Annotated in this window: 14 protein-coding genes and 1 pseudogene; 4 read left to right on the top strand and 11 right to left on the bottom strand. The window is 50.3% G+C overall.

All coding sequences use genetic code 11. The annotated features are described in order from the left end of the window. Positions 1–9: 9 nt before the first annotated feature. The 7 genes from BZG14_RS01670 to BZG14_RS01640 all read right to left on the bottom strand — a co-directional run bounded on the left by BZG14_RS01670 (position 10) and on the right by BZG14_RS01640 (position 5,697). The gene (locus BZG14_RS01670) at positions 10–1,659 is read right to left on the bottom strand and encodes a diguanylate cyclase (protein WP_077607804.1); all 1,650 of its coding nucleotides are present in this window, start codon (positions 1,657–1,659) and stop codon (positions 10–12) included. After that, positions 1,649–2,041, bottom strand: a complete 393-nt coding sequence (locus tag BZG14_RS01665; protein WP_077607844.1) for a response regulator — start codon at positions 2,039–2,041, stop codon at positions 1,649–1,651. Before BZG14_RS01665 ends, BZG14_RS01670 begins: the two co-directional genes overlap by 11 nt. Positions 2,042–2,261: 220 nt before the next feature. Continuing rightward, positions 2,262–2,444 carry a type II toxin-antitoxin system YoeB family toxin gene (locus BZG14_RS01660; RefSeq protein WP_198531997.1) on the bottom strand — a complete coding sequence of 61 codons (183 nt, stop codon included), beginning with the start codon at positions 2,442–2,444 and terminating at the stop codon, positions 2,262–2,264. A gap of 30 nt (positions 2,445–2,474) precedes the next feature. Beyond that, positions 2,475–3,290, bottom strand: coding sequence for an arylamine N-acetyltransferase family protein (locus tag BZG14_RS01655; protein WP_077607803.1), 816 nt, complete (start codon positions 3,288–3,290; stop codon positions 2,475–2,477). Between the two features lie 60 nt (positions 3,291–3,350). Continuing rightward, positions 3,351–3,725 carry a LysE family translocator gene (locus BZG14_RS01650; RefSeq protein WP_077607843.1) on the bottom strand — a complete coding sequence of 125 codons (375 nt, stop codon included), beginning with the start codon at positions 3,723–3,725 and terminating at the stop codon, positions 3,351–3,353. Positions 3,726–3,980: 255 nt separating this feature from the next. Further along, positions 3,981–4,772 carry an HNH endonuclease gene (locus BZG14_RS01645; protein WP_077607802.1) on the bottom strand — a complete coding sequence of 264 codons (792 nt, stop codon included), beginning with the start codon at positions 4,770–4,772 and terminating at the stop codon, positions 3,981–3,983. 100 nt (positions 4,773–4,872) lie between these two features. Further along, positions 4,873–5,697 (bottom strand): hypothetical protein, encoded by an 825-nt coding sequence (locus BZG14_RS01640; RefSeq protein WP_077607801.1) that lies wholly within the window; start codon positions 5,695–5,697, stop codon positions 4,873–4,875. Between the two features lie 542 nt (positions 5,698–6,239). Between BZG14_RS01640 and BZG14_RS01635 the strand changes: the two genes are divergently transcribed. The 3 genes from BZG14_RS01635 (at position 6,240) to BZG14_RS01625 (ending at position 10,066) form a co-directional block, all read left to right on the top strand. Continuing rightward, a complete protein-coding gene (locus BZG14_RS01635; RefSeq protein WP_077607800.1) occupies positions 6,240–7,919 on the top strand; it encodes an aspartate:alanine antiporter in 1,680 nt (559 codons plus the stop codon). 101 nt (positions 7,920–8,020) lie between these two features. Continuing rightward, on the top strand, positions 8,021–8,695 hold the full coding sequence (locus BZG14_RS01630) for a response regulator (RefSeq protein ID WP_046073104.1): 675 nt from the start codon (positions 8,021–8,023) through the stop codon (positions 8,693–8,695). A gap of 3 nt (positions 8,696–8,698) precedes the next feature. After that, the gene (locus BZG14_RS01625) at positions 8,699–10,066 is read left to right on the top strand and encodes an ATP-binding protein (protein ID WP_077607799.1); all 1,368 of its coding nucleotides are present in this window, start codon (positions 8,699–8,701) and stop codon (positions 10,064–10,066) included. 184 nt (positions 10,067–10,250) lie between these two features. On the opposite strand, the gene pgsA is transcribed toward BZG14_RS01625, so the two are convergent. The 4 genes from pgsA to BZG14_RS01605 all read right to left on the bottom strand — a co-directional run bounded on the left by pgsA (position 10,251) and on the right by BZG14_RS01605 (position 15,101). Beyond that, positions 10,251–10,811 (bottom strand): CDP-diacylglycerol--glycerol-3-phosphate 3-phosphatidyltransferase, encoded by a 561-nt coding sequence (pgsA, locus tag BZG14_RS01620; RefSeq protein WP_077607798.1) that lies wholly within the window; start codon positions 10,809–10,811, stop codon positions 10,251–10,253. A gap of 49 nt (positions 10,812–10,860) precedes the next feature. After that, complete coding sequence (gene uvrC / locus BZG14_RS01615) at positions 10,861–12,693, bottom strand: excinuclease ABC subunit UvrC (RefSeq protein WP_077607797.1); 1,833 nt, start codon at positions 12,691–12,693, stop codon at positions 10,861–10,863. Between the two features lie 29 nt (positions 12,694–12,722). Next, positions 12,723–13,367 carry a UvrY/SirA/GacA family response regulator transcription factor gene (gene uvrY / locus BZG14_RS01610; protein ID WP_046073101.1) on the bottom strand — a complete coding sequence of 215 codons (645 nt, stop codon included), beginning with the start codon at positions 13,365–13,367 and terminating at the stop codon, positions 12,723–12,725. Between the two features lie 285 nt (positions 13,368–13,652). Beyond that, the gene (locus BZG14_RS01605) at positions 13,653–15,101 is read right to left on the bottom strand and encodes an NAD-dependent succinate-semialdehyde dehydrogenase (RefSeq protein ID WP_077607796.1); all 1,449 of its coding nucleotides are present in this window, start codon (positions 15,099–15,101) and stop codon (positions 13,653–13,655) included. A gap of 224 nt (positions 15,102–15,325) precedes the next feature. On the opposite strand from BZG14_RS01605, the pseudogene BZG14_RS01600 reads away from it, so the two are divergent. Continuing rightward, positions 15,326–16,260 (top strand): annotated as a pseudogene (locus BZG14_RS01600) (M14 family metallopeptidase); the annotation flags it as partial.

Here is a 16,260-nt window from a genome sequence, read left to right as displayed (position 1 = left end):
TATTCGCGGTTAAGAAGTAATGACTGCTTGTACCACACAATTTCGACCATCATGTTTGGCGCGGTATAAGGCTTTATCAGCGAGTGTCAATAGGGATTCACCTGTTTCTGCCGGAAAACGCTGATTGTCGGCAATACCAGCGGAAAGCGTGCACGAAAAAGGTGTATCATTTGCTTTAAACTTAACCGCTGCAAAGTCTTCGCGTAACTGGTTCACTAGTTTCTCTGCTTGGTGCATATCGCAATCGGGTAATACGAGTGCAAATTCTTCTCCGCCGTAACGGCCAAGCTTATCCGTATTTCTAAAGTGCTGACGTACCAGCGTGCCAATTGCAGCAATCACTTGATCGCCAATGGCATGACCGTAGGTGTCGTTGACGCCTTTAAAATGATCGATATCTAACATGACTACGCTAAAAACTTGCGACCGGCGCTGTGCCAATTGCCATTGCTTTTGCAACGCGTCTTTGATGCTCGCGTGCTTCAATAGACCTGTGAGGCTGTCCTGGTGCTGGGTACGATTGAAAGTCCGAAGGCGCTGGACCCTCCGCTGACAAAGGCTCACCAAAAGCGCTTTATCCACGGGAACCTCAAGAATGGCATCGCCGTCGATCAGCAATGATTGACGACGCAAATCTGCATTAGGGTCGCGAGAAAGGAAAATAATCGGCAGATGCGCCCAGTGTTCTGTCTGCGCCAGCAAAGTGGCCAATTCTGCACCCGTAACCTGAGATAACCAGACGCTAATGAGAATAACTTCAGGGTTGAACTCGCTGATACATTCAAAGGTTTGTTCGGGATTCGACACTACCTCGATGTGCATGTTTGCGTTTTCTAAAACAGATTGGCATTGCGAGACTAAAGCGGCGTCTTGATCAATAATCATAACTCGCCCAGGCTCTTTATCATTGTGCCCGAGCATGTACGCAAACTTGGACGCGAGTGTAGACATGTCCAACGGCTTGGTATAATAACCTGAGCCTCCTGCGCGTAATGCTTGCAGCCTGGCTTTATAACTTTCTTCCGCGCCAATGAAGAAGATTGGACATTTAAAGTCTCGCAGCTTGATTTTCCATACATCCGCTAAATTGGTATCAGGCGCGTCATTCTTAATGGCATGATGGTCAACCAGCATTAAGTCCGGTGCATGACTGGTTAATTGATTTACTTCGTCTGCTTCTTTGACCCAATGCACCTGGAAGCCAAAACGAGCAAACTGGGATCGGGCGTATTCAGCCAAAATATTATCGCGCTCGACCAAGCCGATAACAGGCGCTCCTTCCATGACCGGCTGCTGTATTGTTGTGGTGCTCTGATTTGCTGAGAGACTGTCTTTGTTATGCGCTAACTCAAGCGCCTCGATCCAATCATCAGGTAAACTGGCTTGCTGTTCAACTTGAGATAAGCGATTGCCAACTTGTTGCTCGAACTGGCGAGCTGCCTCCCCAAGACTAGGAAAGCCAAATGTTCCTGCCGCGCCTGCTATCGTGTGCAACCCCGCATGCAACGCTTTTAAGGTTTCCTGATCATCATGGCCTGATRCTATCTTTTCATTGATGGCATGGAGCTGTTTAAATTCAGACGACAACCTTTTTGCATACGCCTCTTTAAGCCTTTCTAGTCGCTCATCGGTTCCGTTGTTCTTTTTGCTATCGTTCATTGAATTCGTCCCAAAACGCCTTAATTTCGTCAGCCAATGTCATAGGGTCAAAAGGCTTAGAGATAACCTGACTCACGCCTAACGCTTTATAGCGAGCCACCTCTTCTGGATGAACTTTCGCGGTCATAAAAAGAACCAGTACCGAGTCATCAACGAACCCTCGTTCCCGCATCGCAGTGAGAGTTTCGGGTCCATCCATATTCGGCATCATGACGTCGAGCAGTATGAGTTGCGGCTTAAAGCCTTCCACTTCCTGCAAGGCTCGCTCACCAGACTCACAGGTTTTGAGAGTGAGCTCTCCCACATCCTCTAATGCGAGAGTAGCAATTTCGCGTATATCAGGGTCATCCTCGACATATAAAACTTTATCTAAAACAGACATATACATTCCTTGCTCATTCACTCAACGGTGTACAATCACCCGCTCGCTATTATCAGCCAGCTCAGCTTTCTCTTTAAATTTTAGTCAGTTGTAATTTTAGCGTAGTGCATATTGCTAACGTGTGATGAGAGAAATTGATTATTATCGCGTTCCAAACATAGTGCACAGCCCAGAGAACAACACAATCAACAAAGCAGCCAATAAAGACCGATGACAGCCACTACTCATAATGGCTCCAGAGCCTGAGCACTTTCACCACCTGTTCATTCTCGAGGACTTGATAGACCAAGCGGTGATGAATAGTAATACGGCGTGAATAGGCACCGCTGATCACTGGCAAGCTTTTCAGATGGTGGAGGTTGACGGTAGCGGTGTCTTCAATCAGTGTTAACCAACACCTCATCGCATTCATCCGTCGCGAGCACCCGCTCACTCAAGCCGCCGCGTTGGCCGCCACCTTTGCAAACACGGTTTCCAACACGGCTTTGGGCGGTTGCAATAAAAACACCTCATAAACCAACTGGGTTAACTCCTCGACGCTATCGATACTTTTATCGGTAATAAGGTGCCCTGCCGCATTCCAGACCAAAAACTGCTGATTACGGATCAAATAGCGGTGTGAGGCGGTGATCAACGACACCACAAGGTTATTGACGAAAATGGCTTCAGGGTGCTGATGAGAATAGAAGTGCGCCACGTCAAAGTCGGCTTCTACCACATCATAAAGCTCAACCTCGTACAGTGTTAATGGCGGTTGCTCGGGCTCGTGTAATACCACCGTCACTACATCGCCATTGCGCGTGATTTGATAGGTATCGTGCCCAATAGTGCAGGTGCGCTGGTTGATATTGAGTAACCCGCGCGGGGTTTTATTGCCAAAACCAACGTCCACTAGATAAGTCTCGCCATCGAGCTCAAGCATATTCATACGGTGAGTGCGCGGATTGGTGGGTTTACCATTAAGCATCACCCGCGCCAGCACACTGCGCACATCAAACCCCAAATATTTCAGGGCAAGGTAGGCGATTTTATTGTGCTCAAAGCAATAGCCACCTTGTTGGTTCACCACCAACCGCTCAAACAAGGCATCCGTCTGTAAAGAAAGCGGCTGCCCCGCCATGGCATTAAGGCTAGAAAACGCATACCGCGCCAAGTGCTTTTCAATAAACTCAGTGACCAGTGCCGCGCCCTTCGCCTCACTCAACGCGAGGCGGTGTAAATACTCTTCAATCATGGTTGCTGATGTCATCGTCGACTCCTTATGTGAATGGCACCAGATTAACCCCTCAAGTTAGGTTGAGGTAAAGCCTCACGCAGGATTGCGGCTAAAGGCGGGGCGCAGCAATCCTAATCCTGCCAGAGCAAAGATCCCAGACACTACTCGCTCGACCCAATGTGCCACTTTTTGGTAGACGTTCATCACGCCGTTGATTGAAAACAAGAGGGAGCACATCCCATTCACCAAAAAGCCGACCAACATACAAGTCAGCACCGCCGCGACAAGAAATAGCTCATCGCTGCTTGAGCCCATACCAACCGACAAAGCCGCCATCCATGCCACCACAGTTTTAGGATTAGAGGAATTTAAAACCACGCCACGAACAAACCATTTTTGGTATAACTCGTTCCCACGCTCCTGCGTGGGAATGTATACGAATTTTGAATCACAGGCAGGGTTCACCATAAAGTCACCGAATCGCACTTGACCCCTGTTCTAACACTAGCGGACAGCGTCAATACCTGTAGCGAGCAAGCCAGTTCAACGCCCTAGGCAGAATAATATAACACTGTTTATGGTGCTGTTTGTGTTTGAATAATAGCAAGAGCTAGATATGCATTCCCACGCAGGAGCGTGGGAACGAGAACAAGCTGACGTCATAAGATCGTCGATACGTTTCCAGTAAAACGGATCAAATCCAGCGTGAGCCCAACTCTCTTGTTAGGCACCATTGCGATTGTAAATTTCCTTCAGTTTTTCCACTGACATAGCAGGTTTATCTGTATGAATCATTGCATGGCAATTAGGACAAAGAGGAACTAGGTCTGTTTCTGGATTAATAATATGCTCACCGTCGCTATAAGCCAAATCTACTCGATGATGTACATGAATATAGTCACGCCCTATATCTCCGTATAGATTTTGAAAGTTCATTCCACAGACTTGGCAGTTGCAACCAAAGTGGCGTATGCACTTTTCACGAGCCGATCGATCTCGCTCAATTGCAGTCGATACTACCGAATACCTTTTACCTTCAAAATGCACAATATCATTCGATTTCTTCGTACCCTTACACTTCGCTAATGTCCACCTGACATTCTCACCTTTTGCTACGTTGGATTCAGATGCTTCCCATAGCGCTTCAGGGTCAATGTTAGTTAAAGCAGCTTGCCGTTGATGGGAGTAGCCAATAATTGAATTATCAGAATCAAAAATGTATGGCCCTGTTATTTCAAAAACACATTTTCTTTTACCACTTGCCGTAACTATAATTTGATCACCAATCTCAACTTCTGCATACAGGTTCCACAAACTTGGCCCTGCCATATTGGAATTGTTTACATCAGGCTGTATAGTTTCTAGCTTATTGGTTATTTCAGTATAATTACTTGGATCCAATTCGGAAAGATCCCCGATACTTGACCAACCAATAGCAATTCGTCCAATTTCTATCATTCTTGCGAGTGCTTTTTGTGACTCTTCATGATGAGCAACTAATCGCCATACTTGCATTTTTTCTCCTTATGTCTAACGCAGAGCGCACCGGTGGCCTTTGCGCAGCGAAGCGAAGAAAAGGCCATCCGAGTGACGCGTTTTGTTGGGCATTGGTCGGCTAATCATCTTTATCAGCGTGGTGCCTTCCAGAGCAGTAGTAGCAACGTCCTTCCACTTGTTCCATTTCGTTTTCCCAGTAGACCAACTCCCCAACCGTAGTCGAAATACCACAAATGTCGCAGTTTGCGGGTAACTCATCGCTCTCTTCATTTTGGCAAAAAGTGCAACGATAACCTGTTCCAGAATCTTCATTTACCACAAGCGTGAGGTGACCGCATTCTGGGCACTCAAGACGAACCGGAGCCGCATCAGGATCATCGGAATAGTCTATGGGGTTCTCTTCCTCCACTTCTTCTGCCTGCCTGATAGCGTCACGCACTGAAAATTCATATTCATCAGACAGAATCTTAAACGTGTCCTTTGTGTGCCTTGGAATATGCTCTTCTATTTCTACCTCAGTATATTCTTCGAGAAACTCCATCACCGAGCGGAACAAGCGGCCCATCGTAGTTCGTACCTGCGGAACGTCCATAGTGAACTTGTGATGCTCTATCTCATTTCTTAGCCGTTTTATCCATTCCAGGTCTTTACGGAATTCCGGTAATACCGTGTCAGGAGCTTCGTTATTGATGAAATTCACAGCTTCCCAGAGACCTATAGTCTTGTTCTTATCCAGCTTCTTTGAGAAAGGATCTTTATAGATCAACAGCGGGTGCTTCGATGCTATGTGGTGTTTAAAGATCAACTCAATGAAATGCGCCAAGTGAAGCACAGCAAATTTATAGGCCTTGTGGTCACCGTCGTCACCTTCCTCAAATTTCGATAGGGCCTCGGACAGACTGTCGAGCGCATTATCAAGAAGGTCAAGCTCATGTATTGTCATTTCTTCTGCCTAACATTGTGTTAGTGCGCATGCTCGATTTTCCAAAACCGTTATACGCGCCTTTCTATTTCTTAACTGACTGTTATTAATAGTCAGTTATTGCGATTACTGTCTGTCTCTTCCCCGCGAAAGCGTGCATCCGACTCGGCTTTCTATCCGATAAGCGGGTTAACTATCCAGCCTTCCCACGCTACCGCCCGCCGGTTTTGGGCATCCGATAGGCCATTCCCTTTTTTGTCGTAAGGATTAGCCTAACAGAGGCGTGATAACGTTTTCATTCCCTCATGTCTAAAATGTTAGCTAGCGCTAATTCTGTGAGATTGCTTCGAGGATTTGGCTGGGGTCTTGCGGGCGTGTTGGTTGGGTCTAAAAAGCCAGTCGGGGCTGCCATTTTTTGTGGATGCTTCCAAAAAACGTGCAACTGGTCTTTTTTTACGCAAAATTAATGATTATTTCACTAAATTTGTACAACAAAGTGTGATTAAGGTTGGTATAATTTTCACCACATTAACCCCCTGCACGCTCTGTCGGACATTTGTGCTGTGAATATAGACGTCAATAACCTCCTGCTCCAAAACGATATTTTACTCCTTTTTGTGGTTCTCGCCCTCGGCCTCGCGGTCGGAAAGATCAAAATTGGTAGTGTGCAACTCGGCGGATCCATCGGCGTGTTGTTTACCGCGATCATTTTTGGCAACGCGGGGTTCACCTTCTCGCCCGATACCCTCAGCATCGGCTTTATGCTGTTTATCTACTGCGTGGGGATTGAGGCGGGGCCGAACTTTTTTGGCGTCTTTTTCCGTGACGGAAAATCATACCTATTGCTTGCCTTGGCCGTGCTACTCAGTGCTATTGGCTTAACCTTGTTTTTCCAAGAGCAATTGGGGCTGGATATCAGCATTGCCACCGGGATGATGGCCGGCGCGCTTACCGCCACCCCGGTATTGGTGGGCGCGAAAGATGCGCTTAACTCCGGCTTAACCGGCGCGGAAGGCGAACAACTGGGGATGATGATTGATAACCTCAGTGTCGGCTATGCCATGGCCTACCTCACCGGCCTGGTGAGCTTGATTGTGCTGGCGAAATTGATGCCGAAGTTGCAGCGCCATAACCTTGAGCACTCCGCCCAACAGATTGCGATTGAGCGCGGCTTGGGCAGTGAATCACAGCGTAAGGTCTATTTACCCATTATTCGCGCCTATCGGGTGGGGCCTGAATTGATCGATTGGATTGATGGCCGCAACTTGCGAGAGCTGGGTATTTATCGCCAAACCGGCTGTTATATCGAGCGTATTCGCCGTAACGGCATTTTGGCTAACCCTGATGGGGACGCCATTTTGCAGCAAGGCGACGAGATTGCCTTGGTGGGCTATCCCGACAGCCATGCGCGGCTGGACCCCAGCTTTCGTAACGGTAAAGAAGTGTTTGACCGCGATCTGCTCGACTTGCGTATTGTCGAGGAAGAAATCGTGGTGAAAAATGACAGCGTGGCGCAGAAAAAGCTGTCGGATTTAAACCTGTCGGAATACGGTTGCTTTTTAAACCGAGTGGTGCGCGCTCAGGTTGAGATGCCGATGGACCAAGGAATTATCCTCAACAAAGGCGATGTGCTGCAAATCAGTGGTGAGAAAAGCCGCGTAAAAGGCTTGGCCGACCGCATCGGCTTTATTTCGATTCATAGCCAGATGTCGGATTTGCTCGCCTTTTGCTGCTTCTTTATTTTGGGGCTGGGCTTAGGGATGATCACCCTCACCTTCGGCCAAGTGACCTTTGGCCTGGGTAATGCCGCTGGCTTGCTGTTGGCGGGGATCAGCCTCGGCTTTTTACGTGCCAACCACCCCACTTTCGGCTATGTGCCCCAAGGGGCGCTGAATATGGTGAAAGATCTCGGCCTGATGACCTTTATGGCTGGCATTGGACTGAGTGCCGGTAGCCGGCTGTTTGATTACATCGCGGACATGGGCTTTTCGGTGATCCTGGCCAGCATTGTGATTAGCGTGATCCCCGTGATTATTGCTTATCTGGTGGGGGCCTATGTGCTTAAAATGAACCGCGCGCTCTTGTTTGGCGCAATCATCGGGGCAAGAACCTGTGCGCCGGCGATGGATATGATCAACGAGCATGCTCGCAGCACCATTCCTGCCTTGGGCTATGCGGGCACTTACGCGATTGCCAACGTTATTTTGACCTTGGCCGGCACCTTGATGATTATTTTGGTGTAACGTCACGCCGGAGACGGTCGCTGAGTCAGCCAAAATTCAGTTTATTAAACCTATAATAAAGGCGTCCACCTCGGGCGCTTTTTTGTTTTACAGGGGCTTTTATGCAGGTTCTTATTATTGAAGATGACTCGATTTTAAGTCATCACCTGAACACCGAACTCAGTGAACTCGGCCACCATGTTCGCTGTGCCAGCACTGCCAGCGAAGGGCTTTACTACGCTGACCAATACCCCAATGATATTGCCATTGTTGACCTCGGTTTGCCCGATCAAGATGGCATTAGCCTTATTCGAGATATTCGCGCCAAAGGGCTWCGCCTGCCGATTTTGGTCCTCACAGCGCGCGCCAATTGGCAAGATAAAGTCACGGGCTTAGATGCCGGTGCCGATGATTATTTGGTAAAGCCGTTTCAAAAACCGGAACTAGTCGCACGACTAAACGCATTAGTACGCCGCAGTGCGGGTTTTGTGAAGCCCACCATTACCGCTGGTGATATCGAGTTAGATCTGTTGGCGAAATCGGTTACCGTCAATGGCCAAGCACTGGAGCTGACCGCCTTTGAATATGATTTGTTTGAGTACCTGATTCGTCACAGTCGCGAAGTGATCTCTAAACAACGCTTGCTCGATGTGCTGTATCATGACCAAGATGGCGACCCTAACACCATTGAGGTGATGATCAGTCGTCTGCGTAAAAAGCTGATCCAAACCGGACACGACAACCCCATCTCGACTGTGCGTGGCCAAGGCTACCTGTTCGAGATCCAAGCTGAGTAAACCATGAAACTAGGCCAATTTACCCTTTGCCAATGTCGCCCTCGACTGCGCACCCGCGTGCTCGCCACCTCGATTGGCATTATTCTCCTTTTCTCGATTGCGCTTGCGGCCTTGATTAATAAGCTGTATCAGCAAAATTCAATGGCGGCTTACTCGCGCGATCTGGCCTCACAAATTCCGATGGTGATGGCGCAGCTCAGTAAAGACGGGCTGATCCGCGCTGACCAGCTGACCGCTTGGATCCAATCGCTTGACCCGTCCAGCAGCGATTATATGTCGGTGCTATGTACGCCCGATAATCACACGCTGTGGACCTCGCGCGATGTGCAAGCGTTTAATATCGACGATATCTGCACGCTGATCCCTAACGAAGCGAAAAAGCCGCAGTATCTTTCCATTGCTGGCTTTAACGTAGTGGCACAGCGGCTTTCATCAGAAAAACAACCCGGTGATAGCGAAAACCGGCTGTTTGTGCTGCGCAACGTCGACAAACAAAAACAACAGCTAGCCGATTTAGAAGCAGAGACCTGGTTTTACATTAGCCTGCTGTTTGTCTCGGCGTCGGCACTCGTGGTTGCCGCGTGTCATTGGAGCTTTTCCCCACTGCGCCGCTTAGCCAGAGAGCTGATCGCGATTACTGAATCACGCCAGCAAACACTGGATAACGATTACCCTGACGAACTGCAAGATGTCACCCAAGCGCTTAACCGGATGATCACCCAGCGGGAAAAGCAAAAATCCCGTTATCGCCACGCCATGGATGATTTGGCGCACAGCTTAAAAACGCGTTTATCCGCCACCAATGCCCTGCTCGATGATAATCATCTGTCGCGCGAGCAGCTAAATAAGCGGATTTTGGAGCAGGTCAGTCAGATGGATGACATGGTGCAATATCAGCTTAAACGCGCATTGGTGGGGCAATGTGGCCTGAAACGCGAAGATAGCCCACTGACCGCACCAATTGATAGCCTGACGGGCATGTTAGATAAGGCCTATCGCGATAAACCGGTGAAAGTGGTGCGAGCGTTTGATGAAAGCGCCTCTTTACCGGTGCACCGTAGTGATTTGATGGAGTTACTCGGTAACTTGCTGGAAAACGCCTATCGGTTTTGCCTTGAAACCGTGCAAATCCGGCTCGACGATCATGGCGAAGTGTGGCAACTGGCGATTGAAGACGATGGCCCCGGAGTACCAGCACAATATCGGGAAAGCATATTCCAGCGCGGGGTGCGTGCCGATCAGCTCAACCCTGGCACCGGCATCGGGTTAGCGGTGTGCGATGAAATCATTGCCAGTTACGATGGCAACATCCACGCCAGCGACTCTCCGCTGCAAGGCGCGGCCTTTGTGCTGACCATTCCCAAGCGCTAGGCTAGCCGCGCTAAGCTAGCCGCGCTAATCCTAAAGCGCGAAGTCCAGCGGTTCGCTTAAGCGCGACGCCAAACAGGCAGACTCACGCGCGCTGCCACCAGCAGCAAACAAAAAACGCAGCCCAATCGTGGCTGCGTTTTTATTGATACGTCACGGGCGTGAATGCGTTTGCTCAGTGCTCGGTTTATTCATCGTCCGGATCGGCGAGCAAGTCGTCTTTGGCCGCCATCATATATTGATACATCGACCAATAGGTTAAGCCGGTTGCGGCATAGAGCGCGACATAGCCTAACCATTCAATCCACGGCGCGCCATGCCAAAGCAGCATGGTCAGGGCGAACATTTGTGAGCCGGTTTTAAATTTACCCACCCAAGAGACCGCGACGCTGGCACGTTTGCCGATTTCAGCCATCCACTCGCGCAGGGCTGAAATAATCACCTCACGCGCAATCATGGTTGCCGCGGGAATGGTAATCCAAATAGAGGCGTAGTGCTCGACAATCAGCACCATGGCAATCGCCACCATCACTTTGTCGGCGACGGGATCTAAAAWCGCGCCAAAACGGGTCGATTGCTTTAAGCGACGCGCTAAATAACCATCTAACCAATCGGTGGCACCAGCAATCACAAAAATGAGTGCTGCCGCAAATGGCGCCCAGGCATAAGGCAAATAGTAGGCAATAACAAAGACCGGAATAAGCGCAATGCGCAAAAAGGTCAAAATGGTAGGTATATTTAGACGCATGCTCAGCTTTTTATTTTAGGATTAACTGGGTTATGGTGCCCCATTGCCACTAACCTTGCAATGAGGAATGAATTTTCTCTGCCAATGTGGCGCTGATCCCGGGCACCTTGGCGATTTCTTCAACACTGGCGTTTTTCAGCTCTTGAATCCCGCCCAAGTATTTCAGCAAGGCCTGGCGACGTTTAGGGCCAACGCCATCAATTTGGGTGAGCACACTTTGCTTGCGTGCTTTACCCCGTGCCGCGCGGTGTCCGGCAATGGCATGATCGTGGCTTTCATCACGAATATGTTGGATAAGGTGCAACGCCGGCGAGTCTGCAGGCAGCGAAAACTCTTCGCCCGAGACCTTAATCAATGTCTCGAGCCCCGGTTTACGGCTGGTGCCTTTAGCTACACCTAAAATAAGCGGGTTAACCGGCCAGTCGGCGATCAGCGGCTCGAGCACCTCCCAAGCACGGCTGAGCTGGCCTTTACCCCCATCAATCACAATGATATCGGGGATTTTTTCTGGCTCGACTTGCTTGCTATAACGGCGCGTCAGTACCTGCGCCATCGCGGCATAATCATCGCCACCAGTGATCCCTTCAATGTTGTAACGGCGATACTCTTTTTTCAGCGGCCCGTCTTGGTTGAACACCACGCAAGAGGCGACCGTTTTCTCGCCCATGGTGTGGCTGATATCAAAGCACTCCATGCGCTTAACCGGCTCTAAGCCTAAGGTTTCTTGCAGCGCTTGATAACGATTCTGGATGGTCATCCGATGGTTGATTTTGCTGGTCAGGGCGGTGCGCGCATTGGTGTTGGCCAGCTTCAAAAAGCGGGCTCTGGCCCCGCGCGGACGGCTTTGTAGGCGCACATTGCGGCCGGCGATTTCACTCAAGGTAGTTGACAGCCAACCAAGATCATCACCGATATCGTCAGAAATCAAAATATGGCTGGGAATGGTGCGCCCTTCCGCTTGCGCCAAGTAAAACTGGCTGACAAAACTTGAAACCACTTCACCAGGGTCGGTTTCTGCCGGCATCTTAGGAAAGTGGCTACGACTGCCCAGCACGTTACCCTGACGCAAAAAGAGCACATGAATGCACGCTACCCCGTTTTCTAGTGCAAAGCCGATAACGTCGATGTCATCGTCACTGTCTTGCGAAACAAACTGCTGCTCTTGCACACGGCGCAACGCTTGGATTTGGTCGCGGTATTCCGCCGCCTTTTCAAATTGCAGCTCTTGGCTGGCGGTTTCCATCTTGGTCACCAAGCTGTCGATCACTTCGCGGTCTTTGCCTTGTAAAAACATACGGGCAAAATTGACTTGCTCGGCGTAGTCGTCATCACTAATCAGCCCTGGCACACAAGGTCCAGAGCAACGACCAATTTGATACATCAAGCAAGGCCGGCTGCGGTTGGCATACACCGAGTCTTCACACTGGCGAACCGGGAATATTTTCTGCAACAGATGCAAGCTTTTACGCACCGCATTGGCATCAGGAAAGGGACCAAAATATTCGCCCTTTTTCTTTTTCGCGCCGCGGTGGATCGCCAGCCGTGGATGCTCGTGAGCACTGAGATAGATATAAGGGTAAGACTTGTCGTCTCGCAGCAATACATTGTATTTGGGGCGGTGCTGCTTGATCAGGTTGTGCTCGAGGATCAGCGCTTCGGTTTCGGTGTGGGTCACCGTCACCTCTACATCGGCGATGTTCCGTACCAAGGCTTTGGTTTTCTCACTGGCAACCTGCACCCGAAAGTAGCTGGCTAGGCGTTTACTGAGATCTTTGGCCTTACCCACATAGATAATTTCACCCGCGGCGTTCATCATGCGATAAACGCCAGGCTGGTGAGGGACGGTTTTTAGAAAGCTTTTCGCATCGAAGGTGTTCGGCACTGCGCGGTCTCGTCCTGGATTACTTCGCGTTACAGGGTTTCGGTGTCGAGCATGCCGTGCCTGATAGCAAGGTGGGTCAATTCCACATCGCCATTAATGCCCAACTTGCTGAATAAGCGATAACGGTAACTGTTCACCGTTTTCGGGCTCAGGCTAAGTTGCTCGGAAATGTCGGTAACCTTTTGCCCTTTGGTGATCATTAGCATGATCTGCAATTCACGCTCTGACAGTTCTTTGAAAGGATTATCTGAAGAGGCAGAGAACTGACTGAGTGCCATTTGCTGGGCAATGTCCGGTGAAATATAACGCTGGCCACTATTGACCATGCGGATCGCGTTCACCACTTCATCGGCACCGGCGCCTTTGGTCAAATAACCCGCGGCGCCCGCTTGCATTACCTTAGTTGGGAACGGGTTTTCTGTATGGATCGTGAGCACGATAATCTTGGCGTCCGGCGAGTAGCGAAGCAACTTGCGTGTTGCCTCTAACCCACCGATACCTGGCATATTCATGTCCATTAGGACAATATCGGCGTGATTTTGCCGGCACCACTTGAGTGCAGCTTCACCGCTGTCGGCTTCCCCTACCACTTTTATGCCACGAACGTCTTCTAAAAGACGTCGAATCCCTGTGCGAACCAGCTCGTGATCATCTACAAGGAACACATTGATCAAACTTGTATCTCCACTTGGTTTGGTTCGCCAACATGCTGCACCAAGGCAACGGTTGGACTTCTCTTACGCATATTACTTGAGTTTTACCACGGATGAAAAGCCAACAACAGAGCGGATGTGGGCAAATGCAAATATTCATACACTAAGCCGCCAAAAAACAGTCAACTTGCCTGAATTATCACCGATTTGGTGGCGTTAGAGGCAAGTTGACTGCCATAAACCGCGTAAGAACCGCTTTACGTGTCAGTAATTTTTAACACTTGGCGGTACAAATCGCTCACGTTATCAAAGGCCCAAACACAAGTACTTGATTTCTAGATACTCATCGAGTCCCCAGTGTGATCCCTCACGGCCAAGGCCCGATTGCTTCACCCCACCAAAGGGCGCGACCGCGGYCGAAATCAGGCCGGTGTTAATCCCCACCATGCCGTATTCCAACGCTTCAGCTACCCGATGCACGCGGCTAATGTCTTTGGCATAAAAGTAAGACGCGAGACCAAATTCGGTATCATTGGCCATGGCGATGGCATCCGCCTCTTCTTCAAAAGAAAATAGCGGGGCCACGGGGCCGAAGGTCTCTTCTTTAGCTATCTGCATCGCTGGGGTCGCGTATTTAATCACCGCCGGTTGAGTGTAGTTTTCTCCCAGCTCAGGGCACGCGCCACCCAGCTCAATCGCAGCGCCTTTTTGCTTGGCATCATCCAGATGGGCATTCACTTTTTCTATTGCCCCTTTGTTAATGAGTGGGCCAATGTCTACACCATCGTCGGTGCCTTTACCCACCTGCAATTGACTCACCGCCTGGATAAACTTTTCTGCAAAGGCTTCATACACGCCCGCTTGCACGTAAATGCGGTTCACACAGACACAGGTTTGCCCAGCATTACGAAACTTCGCCGCGATGGCACCTTCAACCGCGGCATCAATATCGGCATCATCAAACACAATAAAGGGCGCGTTGCCACCTAACTCCAACGAGAGCTTCTTGATACTTGGGGCACATTTTTCCATCAGCTGTGCGCCGATTTCGGTGGAGCCGGTAAACGAGAGCTTACGGACGCGTCTGTCGGCGCATAAGGTATCGCCGATGGGGCCCGACGCCCCAGTCACCACGCTGATCACCCCAGCTGGCACCCCAGCTCGTAACGCTAAATCCCCTAGCGCCAGCGCCGACAATGGCGTATCGCTTGCAGGCTTCACTACCATGGTACACCCTGCCGCCAGGGCGGCTGCCGCTTTACGGGTGATCATCGCCGCCGGAAAGTTCCACGGGGTAATCGCCGCAGTCACGCCAATCGGCTGCTTGATCACTGAAATACGCTTGTCCGCTTGCTCCGCGGGAATAGTCGCGCCATAAACGCGCTTCGCTTCTTCAGCAAACCACTGTAAAAACGACGCCGCATATTGGATCTCTCCCGACGCTTCTTTTAATGGCTTGCCTTGCTCAGCCGTCATGATAGCGGCGAGGTCGTCTTTATGCTCGAGCATCAGCTCGTACCAGCGATATAGCACGTCAGCCCGCGCTTTGGCGGTTAAATCTCGCCATTCGGGTAACGCCGCATCCGCCGCATCAATGGCGCGGCTGGTTTCCTCCGCCCCCATATTGGGTACCGTCGCCAAGTGCTCTCCGTTCGCAGGATTGATCACTGCGCGGGTTTGTTGGCTATCGGCATCAACCCATTTGCCGTTAATTAAGGCCTGAGATTTGAGTAACGTCTGATCGTGAAGCTGCATAATGGCTCCTTTTTGTGTTCAAAAGCCTGGAGAATTGGCTTGGATCGAGACAGCACCTTGCCAGCTCACCGTKGGCACGGCAAGATAATCACAGAGATTCAATCAGCATAAATCCGTCAACGTCCGTTGTCTGCTCAAATAGACAACAGAAGAAGCGGAAATAACAAAAGGCTTACCCTCAGGTGCAAACACAGCTGGCCTCTCAAACCGATAAAGGATGCTCTATGCGTATTTTTAGCCAGTTCGACAGCGGGAATATTCGCGTTGTTAACGATGACGACATCAACAACATTCAACTTGCCATTCATAACGACAACCAGTCTGAATTTTATCAGTGGTTTCACTTTCGCTTAGAGGCGCAAGTCAATCAGGCTCACACACTGCATATTCAGCAACTGGCAGGTTCGGCCTACCCGGAAGGCTGGAGAGATTATCAAGCGGTCGCCTCTTACGACCGTGATACTTGGTTCCGTGTCCCCACCGAATTTGACGGCGACACCCTAACCATTAAAGTCACGCCGCAACATGGTTCGATGTATTTCGCCTACTTCGCGCCGTATAGCTATGAGCTCCACCTGGATTTGATTCACCAAGCGCAGACCTATCCGCAATGTCAGCTAGAAACCCTCGGCCAGACCTTGGACGGGCGTGATATTAGCCTTTTGAAAATCCGCTCAGAGCTCAGTGAGTCTGCGCAAGCAAAAACACCGATTTGGCTGATTGCGCGCCAACACCCTGGCGAAACCATGGCGGAATGGTTTATCGAGGGGCTGCTCGACCGATTGCTTGACGACACGGACACCACCGCCCGTGCGCTGTTGGCAAAGGCAGACGTTTACGTGGTGCCGAATATGAACCCCGACGGCAGTGTGCGTGGCCACTTGCGCACCAATGCGGTGGGTGCCAACTTGAACCGCGAATGGCAAGCCCCCACGATTGAGCGCAGCCCTGAGGTGTATCATGTTCGTGCGCGCATGGAACAAACAGGGGTGAAAATGTGCCTCGATATCCACGGTGATGAAGCGATTCCGTATAACTTTGTTGCTGGTTGCGAGGGGATCCCTTCTTACGATGCGCGTATGGCGGATTTAGAGGACAGTTTTAAGCGCGTGCCTTACTGACCGTGACGCCAGAGTTCCAAGACGAGCACGGCTATGAC

Origin of the sequence: Salinivibrio sp. IB282 (genome assembly GCF_001995685.1) — a bacterium.
In the GTDB taxonomy this organism is placed as follows: domain Bacteria; phylum Pseudomonadota; class Gammaproteobacteria; order Enterobacterales; family Vibrionaceae; genus Salinivibrio; species Salinivibrio kushneri.
Note: the sequence above shows the minus strand (reverse complement) of the source record. Positions and strands in the feature narration are given on the sequence as shown.